This is a genomic window from Cystobacter fuscus, from assembly GCF_002305875.1.
GTDB lineage: Bacteria > Myxococcota > Myxococcia > Myxococcales > Myxococcaceae > Cystobacter > Cystobacter fuscus_A.
In genome coordinates this window covers 12,009,271-12,030,440 of record NZ_CP022098.1, presented here as the reverse complement: position 1 = coordinate 12,030,440, position 21,170 = coordinate 12,009,271, and the positions used below count along the sequence as shown (strand labels likewise).

General features: G+C 69.6%; 16 protein-coding genes. 12 read left to right on the top strand and 4 right to left on the bottom strand.

The genetic code is table 11. The annotated features are described in order from the left end of the window. The first annotated feature begins 12 nt into the window (after positions 1 to 12). Both CYFUS_RS48795 and CYFUS_RS51510 read left to right on the top strand, forming a co-directional pair. The gene (locus tag CYFUS_RS48795) at positions 13 to 816 is read left to right on the top strand and encodes a hypothetical protein (protein WP_232537255.1); all 804 of its coding nucleotides are present in this window, start codon (positions 13 to 15) and stop codon (positions 814 to 816) included. 26 nt (positions 817 to 842) lie between these two features. After that, positions 843 to 1,202 carry a hypothetical protein gene (locus CYFUS_RS51510; protein ID WP_157759093.1) on the top strand — a complete coding sequence of 120 codons (360 nt, stop codon included), beginning with the start codon at positions 843 to 845 and terminating at the stop codon, positions 1,200 to 1,202. Positions 1,203 to 1,289: 87 nt separating this feature from the next. Here the strand turns inward: CYFUS_RS51510 and CYFUS_RS48790 are convergent, their stop codons facing one another. After that, on the bottom strand, positions 1,290 to 1,844 hold the full coding sequence (locus CYFUS_RS48790; RefSeq protein WP_095991478.1) for a hypothetical protein: 555 nt from the start codon (positions 1,842 to 1,844) through the stop codon (positions 1,290 to 1,292). Between the two features lie 83 nt (positions 1,845 to 1,927). On the opposite strand from CYFUS_RS48790, the gene CYFUS_RS54260 reads away from it, so the two are divergent. From CYFUS_RS54260 to CYFUS_RS48770, 5 genes are all read left to right on the top strand, one after another. Continuing rightward, positions 1,928 to 2,056, top strand: a complete 129-nt coding sequence (locus CYFUS_RS54260) for a hypothetical protein (protein WP_269770190.1) — start codon at positions 1,928 to 1,930, stop codon at positions 2,054 to 2,056. Positions 2,057 to 2,292: 236 nt separating this feature from the next. After that, a complete protein-coding gene (gene fusA, locus CYFUS_RS48785) occupies positions 2,293 to 4,353 on the top strand; it encodes an elongation factor G (protein WP_095991477.1) in 2,061 nt (686 codons plus the stop codon). A 195-nt stretch (positions 4,354 to 4,548) separates the two neighbouring features. Further along, a complete protein-coding gene (locus CYFUS_RS48780; RefSeq protein WP_095991476.1) occupies positions 4,549 to 5,136 on the top strand; it encodes an HdeD family acid-resistance protein in 588 nt (195 codons plus the stop codon). 192 nt (positions 5,137 to 5,328) lie between these two features. Beyond that, positions 5,329 to 8,454, top strand: a complete 3,126-nt coding sequence (locus tag CYFUS_RS48775) for an ATP-binding protein (protein ID WP_095991475.1) — start codon at positions 5,329 to 5,331, stop codon at positions 8,452 to 8,454. Positions 8,455 to 9,020: 566 nt separating this feature from the next. Then, complete coding sequence (locus tag CYFUS_RS48770) at positions 9,021 to 10,643, top strand: ATP-binding protein (RefSeq protein WP_095991474.1); 1,623 nt, start codon at positions 9,021 to 9,023, stop codon at positions 10,641 to 10,643. Here CYFUS_RS48770 and CYFUS_RS48765 read toward each other — a convergent pair. Beyond that, on the bottom strand, positions 10,591 to 11,385 hold the full coding sequence (locus tag CYFUS_RS48765; RefSeq protein WP_095991473.1) for a GNAT family N-acetyltransferase: 795 nt from the start codon (positions 11,383 to 11,385) through the stop codon (positions 10,591 to 10,593). The genes CYFUS_RS48770 and CYFUS_RS48765 overlap by 53 nt on opposite strands. Positions 11,386 to 11,486: 101 nt before the next feature. Between CYFUS_RS48765 and CYFUS_RS48760 the strand changes: the two genes are divergently transcribed. Then, complete coding sequence (locus CYFUS_RS48760) at positions 11,487 to 11,945, top strand: hypothetical protein (RefSeq protein ID WP_095991472.1); 459 nt, start codon at positions 11,487 to 11,489, stop codon at positions 11,943 to 11,945. Positions 11,946 to 12,071: 126 nt separating this feature from the next. Continuing rightward, a complete protein-coding gene (gyrB, locus tag CYFUS_RS48755; protein WP_095991471.1) occupies positions 12,072 to 14,531 on the top strand; it encodes a DNA topoisomerase (ATP-hydrolyzing) subunit B in 2,460 nt (819 codons plus the stop codon). A 328-nt stretch (positions 14,532 to 14,859) separates the two neighbouring features. Here the strand turns inward: gyrB and CYFUS_RS48750 are convergent, their stop codons facing one another. Together CYFUS_RS48750 and CYFUS_RS48740 are read right to left on the bottom strand one after the other, a co-directional pair. Continuing rightward, on the bottom strand, positions 14,860 to 17,433 hold the full coding sequence (locus tag CYFUS_RS48750) for a serine/threonine-protein kinase (RefSeq protein ID WP_232537254.1): 2,574 nt from the start codon (positions 17,431 to 17,433) through the stop codon (positions 14,860 to 14,862). A gap of 167 nt (positions 17,434 to 17,600) precedes the next feature. Then, a complete protein-coding gene (locus CYFUS_RS48740; RefSeq protein WP_095991469.1) occupies positions 17,601 to 18,347 on the bottom strand; it encodes a hypothetical protein in 747 nt (248 codons plus the stop codon). Positions 18,348 to 18,604: 257 nt separating this feature from the next. Here CYFUS_RS48740 and CYFUS_RS48735 point away from each other — a divergent pair, with 257 nt between their 5' ends. From CYFUS_RS48735 to CYFUS_RS48725, 3 genes are all read left to right on the top strand, one after another. Continuing rightward, positions 18,605 to 19,120: a hypothetical protein gene (locus CYFUS_RS48735; protein ID WP_095991468.1), complete on the top strand. Its 516-nt coding sequence runs from the start codon at positions 18,605 to 18,607 to the stop codon at positions 19,118 to 19,120. 686 nt (positions 19,121 to 19,806) lie between these two features. Next, positions 19,807 to 20,484, top strand: a complete 678-nt coding sequence (locus CYFUS_RS48730) for an AAA family ATPase (RefSeq protein WP_332468329.1) — start codon at positions 19,807 to 19,809, stop codon at positions 20,482 to 20,484. Continuing rightward, positions 20,481 to 21,062, top strand: coding sequence for a hypothetical protein (locus CYFUS_RS48725; RefSeq protein ID WP_157759092.1), 582 nt, complete (start codon positions 20,481 to 20,483; stop codon positions 21,060 to 21,062). Before CYFUS_RS48730 ends, CYFUS_RS48725 begins: the two co-directional genes overlap by 4 nt. Positions 21,063 to 21,170: the final 108 nt, after the last annotated feature.

Here is a 21,170-nt window from a genome sequence, read left to right as displayed (position 1 = left end):
AGGACGCGCGTCATGACGCCCGGACCGCATGCTTCACTACAACTGCCGTTCTTCCTGCAGGGCACCTTCTCATCGGTGCAGCAGAAGACGCGGAAAGAGGGCCTTCGGTGTGGCGAGCTGTACGGGAAGGACGGCTCTTTTCCTGTTCCTCTTCGGATGTTGGAGGTCCCACTCGGCGATGTGGTGCTGACGCACGAGGGAGCGGATCTACAGCACGAGCGCTCAGCCTGGCGGCTGCACATGGTTTCCCATGTCATGAGCGGTTTGTCCGAAGCACTGGAGGGGCAGAACCCATTTCCCGCCAGAGATGCGTACGAGGCGCGCTTCCTCGACACCTCCTGGGGCGCGCTGTACTTCGCCACTTCGGCCATGGTCCCGGTGAGTGCTGAGCGCACGGCATTGCGCCTCCTGGCGGTGCTGCGTTTCTGGGAGCCACTCCAGGGGGCGCGCTACCTCTTCAAGACTCTTGGTGCTCCGCTCACCTTGGAGGACCTGATGGGGGCGGCTTGTGACTGGGCCATGGATGCATGGTGCCCAGGAGGAGAAACCTCCGTGCGCGAGCGCCTGGCGACAGCGGCGGAGCGCATGGCACGGGCGACCCGGGATGACTGCATCGAGGCCATCTTGCGGCAAATGCCCCATGCACTCTCCTTCGCACGCAACCTGAAGCATCGGGATGTGGTAGCCGATCCTGCTTTCCAGCGCGAACGTCTCGCCGAGCTCCCTCCACCTGCGTTCGAGCGCGTGTCCGGTGCGTGCACGTCGGATCTGCTCGCGCTGCTGTACTCATGGGATCGTCAATCAGGACGGCAGTAGGTCATTCGCGCCCGGGGGACATCTCCATGAACTACTTCGTCATCACCGAACGGCAGGCGGTCATCACAGCCTCGGCATTTACCCTGTCGATGAGGTCGCGCTGGCCAGTGGCTACCCTCAAGGAGGTGCGAAATCCCGCGAGCAGTCATGTGTTGGAGTTCAGTGTCCCCATGCTTCATGGGGAAGTCACGGGCTCGCTCAATCGCGAGGGATGCTCCATCGCATTCATCGGAGACCTTCAGGATTGTGCCGACTTCACGCTGTGGTGCCGTGAGCTTCTGCCCCCTGGCGAACCCGCCACCTTCTGTGACGAGAGCATGACAGGATCTCGTGATCTCACTGCATCAACCACCCTCGCGGATATTTTTCGTGCTTTTGGTCATTGAAGAAAGAGGGGGCTTTGCATCCATCCCATGGGGCGTCGAGCTGGAGACCGAGCGAGGCGGACGTGCTCGCGTCTCCCGCGTGGAGCTTCAGTGTTTCTGGCGCCCCGCGTCGGCGATGGCGCGGGCCTTGTCGTTCGCGTCCTTCGTCTTCGTGGGCACCTCGCCGTCAATCGACGTGTAACCCTTGAGGCCCTTCACCACGAGGTACTCGCCCAGCTTCTTGCCGTGCTTGGATACGCCATCACGCTCATCGACCGCGTAGCACGTCACGCGCTGAATCACCGCGAAGGGCTTTCCTCCTTTCATGCGCCACTCCAGCTTGGGGCCGAAGCGGGCCGCCGGGCACGTCGCTTTCGACGGACGCAGGGAGACGGAGAAGTTGGGGTCTCCCTTCATGCGGATGTCCCGGAAGTAGTCAAAGAGGTTGTAGGACTCCACCAGCGAGTACTCGCCGCCAGGGCCCCTGCATTCGATGGGCGGATCATCTCCTTCTGGAGCCTCGTCCTCCCCGGGCTTGAGCTCGACCTTCTCGACCACGCGGGGACAGGTCTCCATGTCGGTGTATTCGTAGGTGACTTCCTGCGCGTGGGCCGGGCTCGCGAGCGCGAGGCAGAGGGCGGGCAGGGCGAGGGCTTTGTGCATGGGCGAAGACTCCGGTGCGTGCGGCGGATGGCCGGCACGCACCGGACTTCTACTCCAGACACGCGCGGGATTGACAAACGGGGATGCTGTTGCAATATGTCCTGGTCATGAAGCCCGTCTCCACCATCCTGGGTGTGTCGTCCGAGCGCGTCTCCGCGCCGACGGTGGACGTGCGTCTGGCCCCCCGCAACAAGGTGCTGCTCGACATTTGATCAGGCGGACTCGGTGCTCCGGGTGTGCGGGTGGCTGGTTCCCGCGAGCCCTGGAGTCTGAGTTCCGCCCCTGATCCCGCCGGGCCCTCGTGTGTCCGCACGTCGTCCTGAGCCGCCCCGAGGGGTCGCTCCGGGCATGCGTGCGTCCACTCGCCGGGTCCGCTGCTCCCTCCATTTCCAACCAGTGTCTGTCTTCAACCCGCGGAGGCTTCCTCCGCCGGGAACGGGAAACCTTTATGTCTCGCAACACCCGAATCGAGCGCTATCGCAACATCGGCATCATGGCCCACATCGACGCGGGCAAGACCACGCTCACCGAGCGCATCCTCTTCTTCACCGGCCGCATCCACGCCATGGGCGAGGTGCACACCGGCTCCACCGAGATGGACTGGATGGTGCAGGAGAAGCAGCGCGGCATCACCATCACCTCGGCGGCCACCACCGCCTCCTGGACGCCCGTGCGCGGGCCCTTCTCGGGCCAGGCCCATCGGCTCAACATCATCGACACGCCGGGGCACGTGGACTTCACCATCGAGGTGGAGCGTTCGCTGCGCGTGCTCGATGGGGCCGTGGCCGTGTTCGACGCCAGCCAGGGCGTGGAGCCCCAGTCCGAGACGGTCTGGCGTCAGGCGGATCGCCACGGCGTGCCGCGCATCGCGTTCATCAACAAGATGGACAAGGTGGGCGCGGACTTCGACATGTGCGTGGACTCCATCCGTCAGCGGCTGGGGGCCCGGCCCGTGCCGGTGCAACTGCCCATCGGCGAGGGCGCGGACTTCCGCGGCCTCATCGACCTGGTCCGCATGCGCGCCTTCTTCTTCGACGAGGAGGGCGGCGAGACCCGCGAGGGACAGGACATCCCCGCTTCCTCGCGCGAGTGGGCCGAGGCCCTGCGCCTGCGGCTCATCGAGGCGTGCGCCGAGGAGGACGGCACGCTGCTGGAGAAGTACGTGGACGGGCGTTGGGACGACATCACCGAGGAGGAGCTGGAGCGCGCGCTGCGCTCGGGGACGCTCCAGAGGAGGCTCGTGCCCGTGCTGGGTGGGGCGGCCTTCAAGAACAAGGGAGTGCGCATGTTGCTGGACGCCATCGTCAACTACCTGCCCGCGCCGTCGGACCTGCGTGCGTCCGCCGAGGACGAGCCCGTGAGTGCGCTCGTCTTCAAGCTCATGCACGACAAGGCCGTGGGGACCATCGTGTTCCTGCGCGTCTACTCGGGCACGCTGCGCACGGGCATGGCCGTGCTCAACACCCGTCAACAGCGCCGCGAGCGCGTGGGACGTCTCATGTTCATGCATGCCAACAAGCGCGAGGAGGTGGACGAGGTGCACGCGGGCGACATCTGCGCCGCGCTCAACCTCAAGGGCGTGCGCACCGGCGACACGCTCTGCTCCCCCGAGTCCCCCGTGCTCCTCGAGTCGCTCCACGTCCCCGAGCCCGTCATCCAGCTCGCCGTGGAGGCCGCCTCGCGCGCGGACCAGCAGCGCATGGAGGAGGGGCTCGCCCGGCTCGCGGCGGAGGATCCCTCGTTGCACGTGGGCGTGGATGCCGAGTCCGGACAGCAACTGCTCTCCGGCATGGGAGAGCTGCACCTGGAGATCATCGTGGACCGGCTGAGAACCGAGTACGGCGTGGAAGCCCGAGTGGGACAACCCAAGGTGGCCTGGCGCGAGACGCTGCGCCGCCGTGTGCGTCAGGAGTACCGTCATGTCCGGCAGAGCGGTGGCCCCGGCCAGTACGCCCATGTGGTGCTCGAGGTCGGTCCGGCGCCTCGCGGCGCGGGGCTCGTCTTCGTGGACGACACGCACGGTGGCGTCATCCCCAGGGAGTTCATCCCCGCCATCGAGAAGGGAGTGGAGGGGGCCATGCGGCGCGGGGTGCTCTCGGGCCACCCGGTGGTGGACGTGGAGGTGCGGCTGCTCGATGGGAGCACGCACGTGCGTGACTCCACCCCGCAGGCCTTCATGATGGCCGGCTCGCTCGCCTTCCAGGAGGCCGCGCGCCACGCGGGCGTGCAGTTGCTCGAGCCCGTGATGGACGTGGAGGTCACCACGCCCGAGGAGTTCCTCGGTGACGTGCTCGGGGACGTGTCCTCCCGGCGCGGACGGGTGGTGGGGATGGAGGGCCATGGGACCACGCGGAGCGTCTCCGCGCGGGTGCCCATGGCGAACCTCTTCGGCTATGTGACGAGCCTCCGGGGCCGCACGCAGGGTCGCGCCTCGGCCAGCCTGCGCCTGTCCGCCTACGAGCCCGTCCCCGATGCGCTCCAGGACTCCGTGCTGGCGGCGCAGGCGTGACCTGAAGGGGAACGGGGGCCTCGGGAGCCGCGTCTTCCGAGGCCCCGCGCTCTCTTCCCGGCGGCACATGCCCGCTCGTCATCCGGGCCGAGGAGCCATCCGCCTCCTGGGTGCCCTCGGGTGTCCCTTGTCGGCCTGTGGACCGACTCCCAGGTTCGAGGCACAGCCCCACCTGCCTTCCGGAGAGCGCCCCCCATGGCCACCCCCGACTCCTCCCCCGAGACGTCTCCCCGCCGCCACCCCTGGAGTCCGAGCGCGTTGTGGACGGGCCCCTTCGTGATGGGGATGCTCGTCATCCTGCTCGGCATGCTGGCGCTGGGCAGTGTCACCCTCACCAGCCTGCTGTCCGTCTTCTTCTATGGCGCGGTGCTGATGGTGGCGGGGGTGTTGGAGATCGTCCACGGCCTGCGCAACCGCGACACCGGTCCCTTCCTCTTGTTCGTCCTCGGGGGCCTGCTGTCGTTCCTCGTGGGGGGGTTCCTCCTCACCCAGCCGGACGCGGGGCTGGTGTCGCTCACGTTGCTGCTCGCCGCGTATTTCTTCGCCAGCGGCTTCTTCCGCGTCATCACCGCGAGCATGGATCGCCACCCGGGCTGGGGTTGGGACTTCGCCCAGGGCGCGGTGTCGGTGATGCTCGGTGCCCTCATCTTCAGCCGGATGCCCTCCGCGTCCCTGTGGGTACTCGGCGTCGTGGTGGGCGTGGAACTGCTCACCCGAGGTCTGTCCCTGCTGGCCGGCGCGCTCGTGGTGCGTGGCCTGATGCGTCGGACCCCCGAGGGATGATTCCTCCCCGTTGGCCCCCACTCGCCGGGGGCTGTTCACGGGTGGATGTTTCCACCCCCATGGGGTCCCGTCCTGGCCCCGGGCAATTCGTGCGCTGGTGCACGGATGGAATAGCGGGACAGGCGCCAACGCCCTCTCGCGTGGTCATCATGGCCCCAGGCGAGGGGACTGGTGATGGGGATCGTTTTGCGCATGTTTCCACCGGCCGGTGCCATCGAGATTCCGAGCGCCGGGGAGCTCCCGTCGCGCGATGCTTCCCCCGTGGCGGCCCCCACGGGCACGGTCGCGCTCGTCTTCACGGACGTGCAGGGCTCCACCCGGCTGTGGGAGCGTTGCCCCAACGACATGGGCCGGGCGCTGGACGTGCACAACGAGGTGCTGCGCGCCCTGCTGGACGTACACGGGGGCTACGAGGTGAAGACGCAGGGGGACTCCTTCATGGTGGCCTTCGCGTCGGTGGTGGAGGCGGTGCGCTGGTGTCTGGAGGCGCAGCAGGCGCTGGTGGAGGCGCCCTGGCCCGAGGCGCTGCTCGCCGAGCCGGACGCGCGGGTGGAGCGGGGGCCTCACGGGGTGGTGCACCGGGGTCTGCGCGTGCGCATGGGCGTGCACCTGGGCGAGCCCGAGTGCCGACTCGACGAGCGCACCGGCCACATGGACTACTTCGGGCGGATGGTGAACGCGGCGGCGCGCATCGCCTCGGCGGGCCATGGCGGCCAGGTGCTGGTGAGCGCGAGCGCGTGGACGCGCGTGGCGGACGCGTGGGAGGCGCTGGGCGGCCCCATGGTGCGCTCGCTGGGCGACTACCTCCTCAAGGGCATCGAGGAGCCCATGACGCTGGTGGAGGTGCTGCCCGCGCGGCTCGCGGAGCGACGCTTCGAGGCGCCGCGGGTGCAGAAGGCCCGGCGGGGCAACCTCCCGGGAGAGACGGGGGAGCTGATTGGCCGCGACGAGGAGCTGAAGGAGTTGCGCCGCTGCTTCGCCGGGGGCCACTCGCTGGTGACGCTGTTGGGCCCGGGCGGCATGGGCAAGAGCCGGCTGGCCATGCGGTTCGGCAACCTGGAGGCGGAGTCGTGGGACGGCGGGGTGTGGTTGTGCGAGCTGTCGGACGCGGTGACGGTGGATGACATCTGCCATGCCGTGGGCCGGGCGCTCGGCGTCGCGCTCACGCGCTCGGGCGAGGACAGCGAGCCCGCGGACCGGCTGGGCCGCGCCCTGGCCGGACGTGGGGACGTGCTGGTCATCCTCGACAACGTGGAGCACGTCATCCAGCACATGCCCGCCACGCTGGGCCGCTGGCGCGAGCTGGCGCCCCGGGCCCGCTTCCTCGTCACCTCGCGCGAGGCGCTCCAGTTGCCCACCGAGCGCGTGGTGGACCTGGAGCCCCTGCGGGTGCCCGAGGAGGGCGAGACGCGGCTGCCGGTGCTGCTCGCCTGCGGCGCGGTGTACCTGTTCGTGCAGCGCACGCGCGCGGTGCGCGGGGGCTTCGAGCTGACGGAGGCGGAGGCCCCGCTGGTGGCGGACATCGTACGCAAGCTGGATGGCATCCCCCTGGCCATCGAACTGGCGGCGGCGCGCACCAACCTGCTCGGGGTGAGTCAGATCCAGGATCGGCTCTCGCGCCGCTTCGAGCTGTTGCGTGGCGGGCGGCGCGACGTGTCGGCGCGGCAGAACACGCTGTGGGGGGCGATCGACTGGTCGTGGAACCTGCTGGAGCCCGCCGAGCGCGCGGCGCTGGCGCAGTGCTCGGTGTTCCGCGGCGGCTTCACCCTGGAGTCGGCCGAGGCCGTGCTGGTGTTCCCCCCGGGCGGGCCGGACGTGATGGAGATCATCCACTCGCTGCGCTCCAAGTCGCTCCTGCGCGTCTTCACGCCGGATGGGCTTCCGGGGGAGCTGCGCCTGGGCATGTACGAGAGCATCCGGCAGTACGCCTCGAGCCGCCTGGCGGAGCGGGGAGAGGGGGCGACGGTCGCGGCGCGCCACGCGGCGTGCTACCTGGCGCTCGCGCGCCGCTTGAGCGAGCGGGGCGGGGGCGGGGCGGGGGAGATGGCCTTCCGTCGGCTGGTGCTCGAGCGCGAGAACCTGCTGGCGGCGTGTGACAACGCGCTGGCGGTGGCGCCCGTCACGGCGAGCACGCTCGAGCGGGCCCTGGGCGCGCTGGTGGCGCTGGAGCCGGACGTGATGGCGCGCGGGCCGGTGGGCCTCACGCTCGCGCGCCTGGACAAGGCGCTGGAGCTGTCGGTCAACGTGGAGGTGGACCCGCTGCCGCGCGCCGAGGCGCTCGCCGTCCGGGGCCGGGTGCACCACATGGAGGGCCGGATGACGGCCGCGTGGACGGACCTGGGCGAGGCGCGCGCCATCTACCGGGAGCTGGGCGCGGGGGAGCGGGAGAAGCGTGTCCTGGTGGATCTGTGCATCGTGGCCCGGGAGGAGTGCGACACGGGCGCGGCCTGGACGCTCATCCAGGAGGCGCTGGAGCTGCCCTCGGGGGGAGACCGCTGGCTGGACGCGTACGCGGTGGGCAACCTCGGCCTGTTGGAGCTGGGACGGCGCGGGGTGGAGGCGGCGCTGCCGCACCTGTGCTCGGCGTTGGAGCTGTTCCGGGCCATCGGCGACGTGGCGTTCGAGGTGGGCTTCCTCGTCAACTACGCGCTGGCCATTGGCGAGCACGGGCGCACGGCGGAGGCGGTGGCGCTGCTGGAGGATGCCCTGGAGAAGGCGGTGCGTGTGGGAGACCGGTCGGGCCAGGCGCTGGCGCTGGTGAACCTGGGCTGCTTCCTGCTCGACGCGGGCCGTGCGGCGGATGCGCGCGAGCAGTTGGGCGAGGCGGTGCGGATGGGGCGGCAGCTCGGCATGCGGCTGGTGGAGGGCGTGGCGCTGGGCGAGCAGGGCAGGGCGCTGGTGGCGCTCGGCGCGCTTCCGGCCGCGCGGGTGAGCCTGGAGGACGCGGTGGGGCTCTTGGCCCGGGTGTCCCGGTGGCACTCGCTGCGCTTCAGCGCGCACCTGTCCGCGGTACAGGCCACCCAGGGCAACCTCGTGGCCGCGCGGCAGGGCTTCTCCGCGCTCGCCCAGGCCCCGGAGCTCCAGGACGACCTGGTGCTGCGCGAGCTCACCTCGGTGCTGCGCGTGGCGGTGGACCTGGCGGAGGCCGAGAGCGCTCCGCACACCGAGCAGGGGCAGCGGGCGTTGATGGCGGCACGGCGGCGTCTGATGAACGCTCGCAACGCTCCCGCGGAGGCGGCCTCGTCCGACCTGCGCGAGGCCCTGCGCCTCTTCGACCAGCGCGTGGTGGAGCTGGAGGGCGGCGTCCTGCGGGCGTGAGGCGGGGGGGAAGACCGCGTCCGAGTGAACAAGCCACGAGTGGGAGTCTCTTGCTCTACCCCTGAGCTATCTCCCGGTGCGGCGTATCGGGAGAGCCGGAGTCGAACCGGCGACACGGAGAGTGTGGGCTTGTGGGGCCTGTTCGGCCGGACGCGAGAAGCGGGTGTGAAAGGGGACGGAACGCCCGAGTGGTGAAGCCTTGGTTTGGTCTCTGGGAGAGAGGGCCTTTACAGGTCCCGGGCGTGTGAGGCCTTTCCGGCCGGGCGTTCCGATGAAGACAGGGACGGGACCCGGCGCGGTTCCTGACGGGCCCTCTTCCAGACTTTTTTTCAGGCTCCGGCGCCGCCGGCTCGCGAGACGTTCACCGGGGAGCGTTCCAGGACCGGGGGGGTTGCTTCCTGGCGGACGACACGGGAGGGACCCGCTATAGGCTTGTCCTCGGGTCCAAGGCGTGGAGTTGCGAGCATGTACATCCAGCGATCCCTCTTGCGTGAGGACGAGGTGCCCCGGGCGGGCGTGCGCCTCGGGACGGGTGCCGGCCAGGGTTGGAGGCCGGGGGCGCCTGGATGACGACGCCCCTGCGCGTCCTGCTGGTGGCGGGAGAGCCGAACGACGAGGCTCGGGTGGTGGAGGCTCTGCGCGAGGGCGGCCACGGTGAACTCCAGGCGTGCGTCGTGCGCACCGCCGGGGAACTGGGCGCGGCGCTGGAGCGGGGGCCGTGGGAGGTGCTCGTGTGTGGCGAGGGCTCCCCGGGCCTCGACGCCGTGACGGTGCTGGACGCCGTGCGCGAGCGCGACCTGGAGGTTCCGCTCCTGGTCCTCTCCGAGCACCGGGACGAGCGCGGGGCCGGTGAGGTGATGAAGGCGGGGGCGCGGGATTGCTTCTCCCGGGCGTCCCTGGGCCGGCTGCCGGCGGTGGTGGCCCGTGAGCTGGAGGTGTCGCGCCTGCGCCGCGAGCGCTCGCTGATGGCGCGCGTGGGCGAGGTGTTGGCGGGCTCGCTGGACTTCCAGGAGACGCTGCAGCAGGTGGCGCGGCTGATGGTGCCGGAGCTGGCGGACTGGTGCTCCGTCTACGCTCCCGACGACAAGGGACAGCTCGAGCTGGTGGTGCTGGCGAACGAGGATCCCGAATGGGTGGAGCGGGGCCGTGACCTCGACCGGCTCTTCCCGCTCGTGCCGGAGGCCAGCTCGGGCTCCGCGCTGACCTGGCGCACGGGCCAGGCGCAGTGGGTGCCGGAGCTCCGGGCCGAGCATCTGCTGGCCTGGGCGCGCTCGCCGGAGCATCTGCGCGTGGTGACCGGGCTGCGCTTGCATTCGGCCGTCTGCGTCCCCCTGCGGGGGCGGCGGGAGAGCCAGGGGGTGATGACCCTGTTCGCCACGGGAGATCGGGCGGCCTTCACGGCCGCGGACCTGGCGCTCTTCCAGGACGTGGGGCGCCGCGCCGCGCTCGCGTTGGAGAACGCGCGGCTCTACCACGAGGCGCAGGAGGCCATCCACCTGCGCGATGACTTCCTGGCCGTGGCCGCGCATGAGCTGCGCACGCCGCTGACCACGCTGGGGTTGCAGCTCGGCTCGCTGGTGCAGCGCTCGCGGAGTGAGTCCCCGGCCCTGTGCGAGCGGCTGGAGCGGGGGCTGCGTCAGGTGCGGCGCCTGGGCTCGCTGGTGGAGTCGCTGCTGGACGTGTCGCTGTTGTCCACGGGCGAGCTGCCCCTGTCTCCCGAGCGGGTGGACCTGGGCGAGCTGGTGGGCGAGGTGATGGAGCGCTTCCAGGCGGAGGCCGAGGCGGTGGGCTGTGGCCTGCGGGTGAGCGTGGCGCCGGGGCTGGTGGGCCAGTGGGACCGGATGCGCGTGGAGCAGGTGGTGTCGAGCCTGGTGGCCAACGCCCTCAAGTTCGGTCCACGCCAGCCGGTGGAGGTGCGCGGCGAGGAGGCCGGGGACCGGGCGCGCGTGGTGGTGGAGGATCAGGGCATCGGCGTGCCGGCGGAGCACCTGGAGCGCATCTTCGAGCGCTTCGGACGGGCGGTGTCCTCGCGCTCGTACGGGGGACTGGGGCTGGGGTTGTACCTGGCGCGCCGGGCGGCCGAGGCACATGGTGGCCGCGTCTGGGCGGAGCAGCGCCCGGAAGGCGGCGCGCGCTTCATCCTGGAACTGCCCCTGGAGCCACCTGCCCGGCGCGGCGCACCCAGTTGACCCACGTCCCGAGGTGCCGGTAGCCGACGTGCTGGTACATGCCGACTCCCTCCTCGGACGACTGGAGGACGGAGGCGGCGCGGCCGCGCGCGAGCGCATCCGCGTGCAGGCCCTCCATCACCAGCGCTCCCAGTCCCCGGCGGCGCGCGTCGGGGTGCGTGGCGACCATGTACACGCCCGCGGTGTCGTCCAGATCGAGCGCCAATCCCACGGAGAGCACCCGGCCCGCCTCGCGCACGAGCACCCCGTGCAGCGGGACGTCCGGCGGCGATTCACCCTCCCAGACGCCCAGGAAGTCCATGATGCCCGGGGGGTAGCACCGCCTGTTGAGCGCGATCACCTCGCGCGGGTCCTCGGAGCGCTCCACGGTGAGCCCCGGAGGGAGGCGGGAGGACGGAGTGGGCGCGAGGCTCAGGCCCATGGCGGGCATGCCGCCCTCGGGCGCGTAGCCGGCGGCGGCCAGGGCGGACTCGGCGTGGGAGTCCCCCGGGGTGACGAGCACGCGCCAGGCGGGCACGTGCTGGTCGCGGTACCACGCCTCCAGCCGGGGCAGGGCGGGAGCGAGCGCCTCCGGGTGGGTGTACAGCACCTGTTGCTGGAAGAGGGGAATACCCCGGCCGGGCAGGCACAGGGCCCGGACTCCTGGCAGCTCGAGCCCCCGCAGGGCCGTGGTGCGCGTCTGCAGGGCCTTGAGGGCCAGCAGATTGGCGCGCAGGCGCGCGGTGAGTTCAGCGTCCGTCATGGGGGCTCTCCTGGGGCGCGGGGGCGCTTCCGGGTGGACAGTGCGGGAGGTGGGAAAATACCCGGCGGGCCCTCGGGGAGGGTAGGGTGCAGGCTGCTCGCATGGAGCCCCGCTTCTACGCCTTCGATCCCCGCCTCTCTCGCCGTGCCCTGTTCCTGGGCGCGTGCGTGCTGGCCATTCTCAGCGCCTGGGCCCTGGCGGATGCCCGCTCTCTGGGCTCCCCTCCCCTGGCCGTGGCCCGGGCGGGCGTCACCGGAGGATTGATGCTCGTCTTCGCCTTCGCCTGGCATCGCTTGCGGCCACGGCCCGGCTGGGGCGTTACACTCAGCTCCCGGGGTGTGGAAGTGGCTCGTCCCTTTTCCACCGGCCGGATCCAACTGTCCTGGGGGCAGATCGACTCCGTGCGGCGCATCGGCCGTCACGGCGAGGTGCTTGGCCTGTTCCTCGACGAGGGGGGACGGGTGCTCGTCTCCCGGCACCTCTTCGCCTCCCGGAACACCTATGGCGAGCTCGCGTCCGCCCTGGAGGAACGCAAGCCCGCCCCCCGGTTCGACGCCTAGCGTCATTTCGGGACATTTCATGAATCTTTTCCACGCCTTGCGTGTTCTCCACATTCTTGTCCGGGGTATCTTCCAATGGTAGGCACCCGGGCTTCCCGACCTGTGATTTCCGAAGGATCTCCGCACATGGAAAACCTCCCCACCCCCGCCACCCCGGCGGCTCCGTCGTCGTCGTCTGGGGACTATGACGCCGGTGCCATCACGAAGCTGGAAGGCGCGGAGGCCGTCCGCAAGCGGCCGGGCATGTACATCGGCGACACCGTCTCCTACGGGCTGCACAAGCTCGTCTACGAGGTGGTGGACAACTCCGTCGACGAGGCGCTCGCGGGCCACTGCACGGACATCGAGGTGGTCATCCACGTGGATGGCTCGCTGTCGGTGCAGGACAACGGCCGCGGTATTCCGGTGGGTCCGCACCCGGATCCCAAGTTCAAGGGCAAGGACACGCTGGACGTGGTGCTCACCGAGCTGCACGCGGGCAGCAAGTTCGGCAATGGCGCCTACAAGGTGTCCGGCGGTCTGCACGGCGTGGGCGTCACGTGCGTGAACTTCCTGTCCGAGTGGTTCAAGGTCCGCATCCAGCGCGGCGGCAAGGTGTACGAGCACTCCTACGCGCGCGGCGTGCCGCAGGACGCGGTGTCGGTGGTGGGCGAGACGGACAAGCTCGGCACGCTCATCTGTTTCAAGCCGGACCCCACCATCATGGAGGTGGTGGACTTCAACTTCGAGACGCTCAGCCAGCGCATGCGCGAGCTCGCGTTCCTCAACGCCGGCCTGCGCATCGTCATCCGCGACATGCGCATCGGCAAGGAGCACGAGTTCAAGTTCGACGGCGGCATCGTGTCCTTCGTGGAGTACATCAACAAGGCGAAGGAGGTGCTGCACGACAAGCCCATCCACTTCAGCACCGAGCGCGAGGGACTGGCGCTGGAGATCGCCCTGCAGTGGAACGATGGCTACGACGAGCGCATCTTCACCTTCGCCAACAACATCAACACGCACGAGGGTGGCACGCACCTGTCGGGCATGAAGGCCGCGCTCACGCGCACGCTCAACTCCTACGCGGAGAAGAGCGGCGTGTGGAAGGACCTCAAGGAGACGCCCACCGGCGAGGACGCGCGCGAGGGCCTGTCCGCCGTCATCTCCGTGAAGCTGTCCAACCCCCAGTTCGAGGGGCAGACGAAGACGAAGCTGGGCAACAGCGAGGTCAAGGGCCTGGTCGAGCAGATGGTGAATGACCAGCTCGCCACCTTCCTCGAGGAGAACCCCGTCGTCGCCAAGAAGATCGTCATGAAGATTGGCGACGCCACGCGCGCGCGCATCGCGGCGCGCAAGGCGCGCGAGACGGTGCGGCGCAAGGGCATCCTCGATGGCGGCTCGCTGCCGGGCAAGCTCGCCGACTGCCAGAGCCGCGACCCGAGCGAGAGCGAGCTGTACCTCGTCGAGGGTGACTCCGCAGGCGGCTCGGCCAAGCAGGGCCGCGACCGGCGCAACCAGGCCATCCTTCCCCTGCGCGGCAAGATCCTCAACGTGGAGAAGGCGCGCTTCGAGAAGATGCTCACCAGCGCGGAGATCGTCACCCTCATCACCGCGCTCGGCACGGGCATCGGCCGTGAGGACTACGATCCCACCAAGGCGCGCTACCACCGCATCATCCTGATGACGGACGCCGACGTGGACGGCAGCCACATCCGCACCCTGCTGCTCACCTTCTTCTACCGGCAGATGCCGGAGCTCATCCAGAACGGCTACCTCTACATCGCCCAGCCGCCGCTCTACAAAGTCACGCGCAACAAGAAGGACCTGTACGTCAAGGATCAGCGCGGCCTCAATGACTACCTCTTGCGCATCGCCTCGGATCACTCGCGCGTGGTGACGCCGGGCGGGGAGCTGGGCGGCGCGGAGCTGCGCTCGCTCCTGGAGAAGGTGCTCACCTACGAGGAGCGTCTGGAGAAGCTGGCGGCGCGGCGGGACGCGCGCGTGGTGGACGCCCTGGTGCAGGGCAGCAGCCTGAACGTGGCCACCCTGTCCAACGAGGCCGTGCTCGGCGAGCAGGTGGCGCAGATGCGCGCCTACCTCCAGCTGCGCATGCCGGACACGCTCGGCCGCCTGGACACGACCATCGTGGACGACCCCGAGTCCCAGGCGAAGAAGCTGGTGGTGAAGACGGACATCAACGGCGGCCTGCGCCAGTCCGTGTTCGACCACGGCTTCCTCTCCTCGCCCGAGTACCAGGAGCTGGTGAGCCTGCACGACTCGTTCGCCTCGCTGGGCAAGGCGCCCTACAAGGTGAAGGTGGGCGACGGCGAGGTGCTCGCCCTGTCCGTCCAGGAAGTCCTGGAGGCCGTGCGCAAGGACGCCCAGAAGGGACTCGGTCTGCAGCGCTACAAGGGTCTGGGCGAGATGAACCCCGAGCAGCTCTGGGAGACCACCATGAACCCCGCCACCCGCACGCTCCTGCAGGTGCGCATCGAGGACGCGGTGGAGAGCGATGAGATCTTCTCGCTCCTCATGGGCGAGGCCGTCGAGCCGCGGCGCGAGTTCATCGAGCGCAACGCCCTCAACGTGCAGAACCTCGACATCTGAGCCACCCGGGCCCCCGCTTCCCTCCCTCTCGAGGGAGCGGGCGGGCCCCAAAAAGACATGTGGGCCCGGTGCCATGAATGGCTCCGCGCCCACGTGCCTTTCCCGTCCTTGTTGAACCTGATCGCCTCACCGCCGCGAGCAAGCCCTTACGGAAGGAATCCTTCGGTTTTTAGGGGGACCCGGTGATCCAGGCCCTTCCCTAGAGTATGCACCGTTCCGTTGAAAAACGGTGCTCAAAGTATGCTCGGCTGGTGGGCTTTTGGACGCTCGTGTCGGATGGCGCCGGTGCTTGTCCGTCAGCTCCCTACCTCGCCTCGGGGGAGGCGGCTCAGCGCAGGGGGCCGCGCAGGGCGTCGGCGCGCTCCTTGCGGGACATCTCGGTGACGTCGACGATGTCCACCTCGAAGGCGCCCGCGTTGTCTTCCACGCGGACATCCGGGAAGGCGCAGCGCAGGGTGTCCGCGCCCGTCACCTGGAAGCGCTTGCCCGACTCGAGCAGGCGGTGCGAGCGCCGGGCGGACTTCTGGTTGCTCTCCACGCACAACACGTGGCGGGTGCGGCCGGTGGGGCCCACGCGCAGCTCCGCGACGTCATCGCGCACGGTGAGCATGTAGATGGCGTCCGGGTTGAGCCCGCGCAGGACGAACTGCTGCTCGGGGGCGAGCACCAGCGCGTCGCGGGTGGCATCGAAGGTGAGGCTGCGGGGCGCGACGAACTGGGACTGGCGCAGGTTCACCCGCACCGTGCCGCTGTTGTCCGCCAGGTCATCGTCCAGCAGGAAGACATGCAGCCGGCGCACGCCCTTGAGCGTGCGAGTGGACGGGCCGAGCAGTCCGAAGGACTCGTCCGCGGGCAGGTCATCGCCCTCGGCGAAGTAGGCGAGCGTGCCCGTGCCCCCGCCCCGCCCGGCGGCCAGCGAGGCGCTGCCGTCGGTGCTGACCGCGTAGGCCACCCGGGGGTTGAGCTCGAGGGAGGCCGTGGCGAGCCCGTCCACGACGAAGGCGTTGTAGCGCGGGCGCAGGACGAACAGCCGCGTCGGGTAGTCCACCTCGTTGCGCGACAGATCGGGCTGCTCGGGCGCGGCAGCGGGCTCGGGGGGCGGCGCTGCCTGGGGTGGGGGCTGCTCCTCGAGTGGCTCGAACACCGCGTTCAGGGTGGGTTTGTCGATGGCCGTGGGCGTGAAGCGCTTGGTCCACGTCCGGTAGCCCGGCAGCGTGAGCACGAAGGTGCTGGCCTCGTAGATCGGCACATCCGGCACGAAGAGCGGCGTGACGCCGGGCACGTCCTTGCCGTTGAGCTTCACCGTGGCGCCCGGCGGCGTGGAGGTGAGCCACAACGGGGCCCTCATGGCGGCTTCCTCTTCACTGGCCTTCTTGGGCGAGAAGACGAGGTAGAGCAGGCCGAGCAGCGCCAGGGCGAAGAGCGGGATGCTGAGCTGGCGCACCATGCGCCGTTGCTTCTCCTCGCGCTCCTTCTCCTGGCGGGCCCGTTGCTCGCGCGGATCGCCCGGGGTGCCCTCCAGGGCCGTGATGTGGGTGACCGACGGCACCTCGATATCGAGGGGGGTGTTGTCGTGCGGCTCGTTCGGGCTCTCGAGGACGCGGGCGTCCGTCAGCGGGCCCGCCATCGTCTCGGGGGCCGGTGCCTCGCGGGGGGGGGATGCGGCGGGGACGCGCACGACGCCCGCGCTCGACACCCTGCGCCCCGTGGTCGAGCTGATGGGGCGCACCCCCCCTGGCTGCGAGGCGCGGGCCACGCCATTGGAGCCGGAGCGCGACGACGGGGGGCGCGCGCCGGGGTTGCTCAGCATCGGCCCGCTGATCTCCCCGTCGGACGCGGGCCTGGAGCGGGGACGGCCGGTGCCCGCCGAGGCCGGACGGGGCCCCACGCTCGTCTGTTGCTGCCACTCGGCCAGCTGCTCGAGGAAGGCGGGCGTCACCTCCACCCGGCGGCCCTCGGCCGCGAGATCCTCGGCGAACAGGTGGCCGAGCAACTGCGACGCCATGCTCGGCGAGAAGCGGGGCCAGGCGGAGTAGAGCTGCTCGCGCAGCGCCTCGGAGAAGGCCTGGGCGGTGGGGTAGCGCTGCTCGCGCTCGAGCGCCATCGCCGTGGCGAGGACCAGCTCCACCTCGGGGGCGATGGCGGGGTTGAGCGAGGAGGGCCTGGGGTAGTCGCCGGCGAGCAGCTTCGGCAGCACGGTGACGAAGTCGCCGTCATAGGGGCGGCGGCCGCACAGCATCTCGTAGAGCACCACGCCCACGGCGAACGTGTCCGAGCGCGCGTCCAGGTCCTGCTCGCCCCGGGCCTGCTCGGTGGAGAAGTACGGGTACTTGCCCTTCACCATGCCCGGCGAGGTGTTGCCCTCCACCACGCTCGTCGCCTTGGCGATGCCGAAGTCGATGACCTTGACCTGGCCCTCGTAGGAGATGAGCACGTTGTCCGGGGACACGTCGCGGTGCACCAGTCCCAGCGGCTCGCCGTTGTCGTCCAGGTGGCGGTGCGCGTAGTCCAGCCCGTCGCAGATCTGCGAGGCGATGTAGAGCGCCAGGGGGATGGGCAGCGACGGGAGTCCCGCGCGCTGGGCGCGGCGCAGCACCTTGGACAGCGGCTGGCCGTGCACGAACTCCATGGCCAGGAAGTACTGGCCGTCGATCTCCCCGAAGTCGAAGACCTGGGCGATGTTGCCGTGGGTGAGCGCCGCCGCCACGCGCGCCTCGCTGATGAACATCTCCACGAAGGCGGGGTCATCGGCGAAGTGGGGGAGGATCTGCTTGATGACCACCGGCTTGGTCACCCCCGCCGCGCCCCTCATCGTCGCGCGATAGGTGACCGCCATCCCGCCCGACGCGAGCTTCGACACCAGTTCGTATCTGCCAAAGTCCCGGGCTGCGTTGGGGGCCACGTTGCGCGTCGTGTCGTTGAGGGGGAATCCGGAGGTCCAGCATACCTCGCTTCGCTCAAATAATCGCGAAACGGGAAAGGCCCCCGGGCCCGGGCGGGCCGGAGCGGGGCCGGGACGGGGCGGGGGACCCCCGGGGCCCGCCTGCTCCCCCGCCTGCCCCCGGGCCCTCACTTCGGCACGGCGGGGGGGACGACCTGGACCACGGGCCCGCTGGGGCTCGGGACCAGGGCGAGCGCGGGGACCTCGCCCGGCTTCCGGGTCTGGCGCAGCGCCGCCACGGCCGCGTCCACCACGCTCTGCCCGACGATGTTGCTGAGCGCGAGCCCCAGGCAGATGCTCTTCATCGCCGCGTCCATGTCCTGCTCGCGCAGCCGGGAGATCTCCTCGCCCAGGTTCTGCTTCTCCTCCATCGTCACGTTCTGCATCATCGTGAAGGCCAGTTGGGGGAGCGCGATGGAGATCTGGCTGAACTCCAGGTCCTTCATCGTCTTGGCCATCCGCTCGGCGCGCACGGTGGCTCGCGCGCGGTCCACGGCTCGGTCCGTGGCGGAGAGGATGATCTGCAACAGCGCGCTCGGTCCGATGGAGATGTCGTTGTTGCCCGAGCGCAGGGTGAAGGCCGAGGAGCGCAGGATGCTCATGGCGCCGAAGCCGGCGAGCAGCGTGTAGCCGATGCGGTGGGCCGCGTTCTGATCGCCGAGGGGATCCTTGTTGTTCACCGTGTTGAGGGCCAGCAGGGCGACGACCGAGGCGAGCACGTTGATGACCGTGTAGAGCACGGCGTGCCGGTTGCGAATGGCCTCGTAGGGGTTGTCCTGATAGCGCGAGACGAGCTCTCCAATGCCCACGCAGGCGCCGATGAGGGCCACCGCGAGGTACTGCAGCGATATTTCCAGCACTCGCACCCAGTCCACGGTTTCTTCCTCCGGTAGGGGGCCCGTGCGGGGGCCGGAGGGAGATCCTAGCGCGTGCCGCGTGGAGTCCCATGCGACGCCAGGGTGGGGTCAGTGGGGCCCTCTGGATAGGTCATCCGGCGCGGCGCCGCTGGAGGGCGGGCGAGCGAGCGGGCCGGAGGGCCGACAAATCGGCCTCGCAGCGTACCCCCTTGATCTGACACTGCACATCTGTGCAGATAGGGGCCTCACGCAGCACGCGAAGGGAAGCCCCGACCATGTTCGACGCGACGGAAAACGATCCTATCTCGCCCGCGATGAGGGCGCTGCTCGAGGTGTTCTCCACGGAACTGTCCGAGGTGAAGTTTCCGGACGTGGACACGGAGGTGTTGGAGGAGGGGGCGAGCCGGGTGAGGGAGCAGGCGGAGGCGGTGGCGCGGGCACAGGCGGCGCTGGAGGCGGCGCGCCAGGCGCTGGCGGACAGCCAGGACGCGCTGTTGCAGAAGGGTCAGCGGGCGCTGGCGTACGCGCGGGTGTTCTCCGAGGAGGACGCGGAGCTGAGCGCGAAGCTGGAGGCGATCAGCCTGCCCAAGCGGGGCGTGCGGGTGGAGACGGGCGTGGCGCCCGAGGCGAGCGGGCAGAACGAGGAGAACTCGCCGCGCCGCCGGGGCCGTCCGCCGAAGACGCGTCCGAGCGCGCCGCTGTTCTCCGAGGGCAGTGCGCCCGAGGCCGCCGTGGCGGCCGAGCCGAGCGTGAGCGCGGCGGCGGTGACGCCGCGTCCCGTGGCGGCGTGAGGGTGGGCTTGCGGGCGGTGTCCGGATCGTCGGGCCTGGGACTCCTTGGGAGCCCGGGCCCGTTTTCTTTTTGATGGGGGAGGGAGAACGCCCGTAAGAGGAAGGGGTCGTTGGGCCTTGCGCGCGAGGAGGGAGCCCGGATGCTCGGTGAGCTGATTCTGGAGGAGGTGGGGCCCAGCCCCCGGCTCGAGTTCTCGTTCGGGCCTCGCCTGAACCTGCTGACGGGCGACAACGGCCTGGGCAAGAGCTTCGTGCTCGAGCTGGCCTGGTGGGCGCTGACTCGGAGTGGAAGACCGGTTCCAGCGATGCCTCGCGCTGAGCGGCCCGGAAGGGTTTCCGCCCGGATTGGCGGGGGCATGGGGCCGTCCTTTGCTATCCAGCGCGATGTTCCTTGGCGATGGCGGACGCCCTCCTTGGGAACTCCCGTGGAATTGTCCAGCTCCGCCCTTGCGGTCTATGCGAAGGTCGATGGGGGCTGCCGTGTCTGGGACCCCCTCCGCAGAAACCTGGTCCCATCCTACGACTTCTCGCAGGACGCCATCTGGGACGGATTGGAGGACTCCGATGGACGTGTACTGTGCAATGGACTCATCCGGGATTGGGTCTACTGGCAGTTGCGGCACGCGGATTCATTCACTCGCTTGTGCGAGGTGCTCGAAATCCTTTCTCCGGATGCCCAGGAGCCGTTGAAGCCCGGTGAACCCACTCGCGTGGGGCTCGACGACGCGCGGGATATTCCGACCCTGGCTATGCCCTATGGCCTCGTCCCACTTACCCAAGCCTCTGCAGGTGTCCGGCGCGTCGTCAGTCTGGGCTATCTCCTGGTCTGGGCGTGGGAGGAACATCTGCGTGCCACGAAGGTGCTTGGCGAGGCACCGACGGATCACATCGTCCTCCTCATCGATGAGGTGGAGGCACATCTGCATCCGCGCTGGCAACGGCTCATCCTCCCCTCGCTGTTGAAGGTGGTTCAGTCGCTTCGTCCGGACGTGAAGGTCCAGATCATCGCCGTCACCCACTCGCCGCTCGTGCTCGCCTCGATGGAACCGCTCTTCGACACGGACGAGGATGCCCTCTTCATGTTCGACCTCGTGGGCAGCGAGGTGAAGGTGTCCAAGGCCGACTGGCGTCCTCGGGGTGATGCCAACGCGTGGCTGACCTCCGAGGTCTTCGATCTCAAGGAACCCCGTTCCGTCGAAGCCGAGCGGGCCATCACCGAGGCCCGGGCCGCGCTCAAGAATTCGCAGCTTCCCATCGAGGAGGTGAAGCGGATTCACAACGACCTGTACCGTTTGCTCAAGGACACGGATCCGTTCTGGCCTCGCTGGCTCGCCCGGGCCGAGGCGGCGGGAATCGATCCGTGATTCATGTCGCTCCTCAACTCGAGCCCTCGGACTTCTCCGCGAGGGTTCGCGAGCCAGGACAGGCTCTACTCGCTTCACCAGAAGGTGAACTGAAGCCCCTCTGGCGGCACTGCGCGACGCAACTCTGGGCCGCCTACCAGGGGGTGTGCTCCTACTCGTCCCTCTACATTCCCCGGGGCACGGGTGCTCTCTCCGTCGATCACCTGCTCCCCAAGTCGAAGCGGCGCGAGCTGGCCTACGAATGGAGCAACTATCGGCTCGCCTGCACGCGGATGAACGCGCGCAAGAACGATCTCGAGGACGTGTTGGATCCGTTCGAGGTGCGGGACGAGTGGTTCGCGCTCGAGCTGTCCACGCTCCAGGTCATTCCCGGTGATGACCTGTCCGAGCCGTTGCTTTCCCAGGTCCAGCAGACCATCGACCGGTTGAACCTGAACGACGAGGAGTTCATCGAGGCCCGGACGGCCTACTACTCGGCCTGGAAGGACGGGGACACGACGCTTCGCCACCTGCGCAAGCACTGCCCCTTCCTCGCGAAGGAACTGCTCCGTCAGGGGCATGTCCGGGACGAGCGGTAGCCCCCTCTTCGTTCCCGGCCGGGAAAAAACGCCGCCCGGAGGCACGCCGATCCCCCGGAGCCCCCTCCGTGGGATGTTCGTGCATCCGGGCGATGGGGGCCGCCGCGC